This is a genomic window from Cyanobium sp. Lug-B (assembly GCF_024345635.1).
GTDB classification, from domain to species: Bacteria; Cyanobacteriota; Cyanobacteriia; order PCC-6307; family Cyanobiaceae; genus Cyanobium; species Cyanobium minutissimum.
Map to the genome: position 1 here is coordinate 1 of NZ_JAGQBM010000102.1, position 5,000 is coordinate 5,000.

The 5,000-nt window shown below is 55.7% G+C and carries 2 tRNA genes and 2 rRNA genes (1 of these 4 running past the window's edge); all 4 read left to right on the plus strand.

The features are described 5' to 3' along the window. Positions 1–735: 735 nt before the first annotated feature. Positions 736–2,220 (plus strand): 16S ribosomal RNA (locus tag KBY81_RS16045). A 321-nt stretch (positions 2,221–2,541) separates the two neighbouring features. Beyond that, positions 2,542–2,615: transfer RNA gene (locus KBY81_RS16050), tRNA-Ile, on the plus strand. 9 nt (positions 2,616–2,624) lie between these two features. Continuing rightward, positions 2,625–2,697, plus strand: a tRNA-Ala gene (locus tag KBY81_RS16055). 555 nt (positions 2,698–3,252) lie between these two features. After that, positions 3,253–5,000, plus strand: a 23S ribosomal RNA gene (locus KBY81_RS16060) (it continues 1,128 nt past the right edge of the window). The 16S and 23S rRNA genes sit together here with 2 tRNA genes alongside, the layout of an rRNA operon.

Genomic DNA, 5,000 nt, shown 5'->3' on the forward strand with positions numbered 1-5,000 from the left:
GTGATATGATTTTGGACTGCGCCCCAGAGAGCGAGAGCTCGAGCGGGGAGCAGGCTTACGGGATCGAGAGGCGCGAGCCGACGGTGTTGTAAGTTTTCTGAGTCGCCGGGAGGCGACGCGCCGCGAGAGCCCCGGAAGGGGTGGAGCGGCAGAACCTGGACAACCAAAAAAGTTTAGGAACTGACGCTTCCACTGCGTCGGTTGCTGCGGAAGGAGTGGATCAGTTGCGGGAGACCGTAGGTGATAGCACCGGAAGCGCCTGTGTCCTTCGCTACCGCGGAGGGAAGCCGTCCTGGAAGGGATGTGTGGAGCGGGATCCTCTGAGAGGGGGAGCAGCGGACGAAGAGCGGTGGAGGTGTGAGGTCCCGTCAAAAGAAACAAGCGACGGGTCAAAGCGATCAAGGAGCTGAGGTGCGTTCTCACGACGCGCCGAGGTTCGGAGTGGCGCCGTTCCCTGGGAGTGATCTTGGTGGGGATGGAAGGCCCTTTGATGGTGCGACCGGTTGCGAACCGGATCTGAGATTCGGGAAAGTCACGTGTCGTGGCCCGGTGAGCTGCCCGCAAGGGGAGCGATGGCCTCCGCAAGGAGGGCAAGCCGGAAAGCGAGAGGTGCACTCTTTGAACCCATCGCGAGAGCGATGGTGGCCCTGATGTTGCTGTAGACGCCAGTCTGCAGGGACAGCACGAGGCAAATTCAGCTGAGGGAAGCGAAAGCTGCCCAAGAGGGTTGGATCTACAACGGAGAGTTTGATCCTGGCTCAGGATGAACGCTGGCGGCGTGCTTAACACATGCAAGTCGAACGAGCCTTCGGGCTAGTGGCGGACGGGTGAGTAACGCGTGGGAATCTGCCCTCAGGAGGGGGATAACGGCCGGAAACGGCCGCTAATACCCCATATGCCGAGAGGTGAAATGAATTTCGCCTGAGGATGAGCCCGCGTCTGATTAGCTAGTTGGTGGGGTAATGGCCCACCAAGGCGACGATCAGTAGCTGGTCTGAGAGGATGATCAGCCACACTGGGACTGAGACACGGCCCAGACTCCTACGGGAGGCAGCAGTGGGGAATTTTCCGCAATGGGCGAAAGCCTGACGGAGCAACGCCGCGTGAGGGATGAAGGCCTCTGGGCTGTAAACCTCTTTTCTCAAGGAAGAAGACATGACGGTACTTGAGGAATAAGCCACGGCTAATTCCGTGCCAGCAGCCGCGGTAATACGGGAGTGGCAAGCGTTATCCGGAATTATTGGGCGTAAAGCGTCCGCAGGCGGCCTTGTAAGTCTGTCGTTAAAGCGTGGAGCTTAACTCCATTTCAGCGATGGAAACTACAAGGCTTGAGTGTGGTAGGGGCAGAGGGAATTCCCGGTGTAGCGGTGAAATGCGTAGATATCGGGAAGAACACCAGTGGCGAAGGCGCTCTGCTGGGCCATAACTGACGCTCATGGACGAAAGCCAGGGGAGCGAAAGGGATTAGATACCCCTGTAGTCCTGGCCGTAAACGATGAACACTAGGTGTCGGGGGAATCGACCCCCTCGGTGTCGTAGCTAACGCGTTAAGTGTTCCGCCTGGGGAGTACGCACGCAAGTGTGAAACTCAAAGGAATTGACGGGGGCCCGCACAAGCGGTGGAGTATGTGGTTTAATTCGATGCAACGCGAAGAACCTTACCAGGGTTTGACATCCTGCGAATCCCTTGGAAACGAGGGAGTGCCTTCGGGAGCGCAGAGACAGGTGGTGCATGGCTGTCGTCAGCTCGTGTCGTGAGATGTTGGGTTAAGTCCCGCAACGAGCGCAACCCACGTCTTTAGTTGCCAGCATTCAGTTGGGCACTCTAGAGAGACCGCCGGTGATAAACCGGAGGAAGGTGTGGATGACGTCAAGTCATCATGCCCCTTACATCCTGGGCTACACACGTACTACAATGCTACGGACAAAGGGTTGCAAGCTCGCGAGAGTTAGCTAATCCCATAAACCGTGGCTCAGTTCAGATCGTAGGCTGCAACTCGCCTACGTGAAGGAGGAATCGCTAGTAATCGCAGGTCAGCATACTGCGGTGAATACGTTCCCGGGCCTTGTACACACCGCCCGTCACACCATGGAAGTTGGCCATGCCCGAAGTCGTTACTCCAACCCTTGTGGAGGAGGACGCCGAAGGTGGGGCTGATGACTGGGGTGAAGTCGTAACAAGGTAGCCGTACCGGAAGGTGCGGCTGGATCACCTCCTAACAGGGAGACACAACTGATCGTGATGTCTGAGCGCCGACCAAGCGTAAGTTTGGGAAGCACCTCTGTCTCAGGCCACGGTCCTGTCATCTCGAAGGTCGATCGGTACCTCAAGGTGAGCCATCAAAGCCAAGGTAGAAGCCAGAGAGCTCGAGAGAGCAGGATGGAGGAAGCCAAGGATGTTGTGATGGACTCGTTTTCAGTTCCTAAACTTTGTCTAGGTCACCCCACCAAGGGTTTTGCCAGACATCCAGTGTTTCGGATCCCGCCAAGGAGAGGAAGCCATGGGTGATTGGAGGAACCACTGTCAGAGTGATTGTTCCTGGGCCATTAGCTCAGGTGGTTAGAGCGCACCCCTGATAAGGGTGAGGTCCCTGGTTCAAGTCCAGGATGGCCCATTCGTGTTTGGGGGTTTAGCTCAGTTGGTAGAGCGCCTGCTTTGCAAGCAGGATGTCAGCGGTTCGAGTCCGCTAACCTCCATCCAGCTAGGTTAAGACCACAACATGAAGCTGCATCAGGAGGAATTCTGATGGGTGAAGTGACCGGACATGTTCAGCTGAGGACTCCAGCCTCCTTTCATTCCCAAAGAATGGATTCATCGTATCGGATGGGTTTCATTTTGTGATGGTTGAAAGGAAGCTGGACTCGCTGATCACCATTTTGCTTGCTCATGTGATCATGTTCAAGGGAAATGATGCATCGGTGTAGCCAGCAAAGAACCTTGACAACTGCATAGGTGAGTCTGGAAAAGAAAGCATCTCATGGATGCCCAGACGGACGTGGACGGATCCTGGTAACCCCGGGTGAAGACTGCGGCTGACTGGGAGATTCTTGAGTTTAGAGCCGAGAGCTTCCAGCGTCTTTTCGCTCCGCCGAGGAGGGAAGAGTCAGATTCTGCGTTTCAAACCGCTTGCGTTTGAATGGGACGAGAGACCGCGACGGGCAACCGCAGCGGTGAATGGTTTCATGAAAAGCGAAAGCAGGTGAAAGCAGGAGAATGGGTCTCAACAACCCTGAACGTTGGAAGTGTTAATTGGTCAAGCTACAAAGGGCTCACGGTGGATACCTTGGCACACAGAGGCGATGAAGGACGTGGTTACCTGCGAAAAGTCTCGGGGAGCTGGAAACACGCTTTGATCCGGGAATCTCCGAATGGGGCAACCCCTAGAACGGCCACCTGAATCCATAGGGTGGCGCGAGCCAACCCAGCGAACTGAAACATCTTAGTAGCTGGAGGAAAGGAAAGTAAAAACGACTCCCTAAGTAGCGGCGAGCGAACGGGGAAGAGCCTAAACCGATGGTTTCGACCATCGGGGTTGTGGGACAGCAACGTGGACCAGGGACGTTAGTGGAAGCGTTTGAAAGGCGCGCCATAGAGGGTGAAAGCCCCGTACGCGAAAGCGAAACTGGCCTAGCTGTATCCCGAGTAGCACGGAGCACGTGAAATTCCGTGTGAATCCGCGAGGACCACCTCGTAAGGCTAAGTACTCCTGTGTGACCGATAGCGAAACAGTACCGCGAGGGAAAGGTGAAAAGAACCCCGGGAGGGGAGTGAAATAGAACATGAAACCGTGAGCTTACAAGCAATGGGAGTCCTACTCATAGGATGACCGTGTGCCTGTTGAAGAATGAGCCGGCGACTTATAGGCACTGGCAGGTTAAACCGGAAATGGTGGAGCCATAGCGAAAGCGAGTCTGAATAGGGCGTTGGTCAGTGTTTATAGACCCGAACCCGGGTGATCTAACCATGGCCAGGATGAAGCTTGGGTGATACCAAGTGGAGGTCCGAACCGACTGATGTTGAAAAATCAGCGGATGAGCTGTGGTTAGGGGTGAAATGCCAATCGAACCCGGAGCTAGCTGGTTCTCCCCGAAATACGTTGAGGCGTAGCGTCTAGTGCTATAGCAGGGGGGTAAAGCCACCGTTTCGGTGCGGGCTGCGAGAGCGGTACCAAATCGAGACGAACTCTGAATACCCTGTGTGAAACTAGGCAGTCAGACTGTGGGGGATAAGCTCCATGGTCGAAAGGGAAACAGCCCAGACCGCCAGCTAAGGTCCCCAAATCAACGCTCAGTGATAAAGGAGGTGGGATTGCCCAGACAACCAGGAGGTTTGCCTAGAAGCAGCCATCCTCAAAGGAGTGCGTAATAGCTCACTGGTCGAGCGATCCTGCGCCGAAAATGAACGGGGCTAAGCGTTGTACCGAAGCTGCGGATTTAACTTGTTAAATGGTAGGGGAGCGTTCCATGTGGGGCGAAGCGTTAGCGTAAGCGGGCGTGGACTGCATGGAAGTGAGAATGTCGGCTTGAGTAGCGAAAACATGGGTGAGAATCCCATGCCCCGAAACCCTAAGGGTTCCTCCGGCAGGCTCGTCCGCGGAGGGTTAGTCAGGACCTAAGGCGAGGCCGAAAGGCGTAGTCGATGGACAACAGGTCAACATTCCTGTACCTGTCATGTTTTGGGAAGGGGGACGGAGAAGGCTAGCCCAGCCAGACGTTGGTTACTGGTTCAAGCGTTCGAGGCGTTGAGAAGTGGCGAAAACACTTTGAGCTAAGGCGTGAGTACGAGCTGCTACGGCAGCGAAGTGGGTGATGTCAAGCTTCCAAGAAAAGCCCTATACCCGTTAAGGCATGACGGCCTGTACCCGAAACCGACACAGGTGGGGTGGTAGAGAATACCGAGGGGCGCGAGGTAACTCTCTCTAAGGAACTCGGCAAAATGGCCCCGTAACTTCGGGAGAAGGGGTGCCACCGCAAGGTGGTCGCAGTGAAGAGGCCCAGGC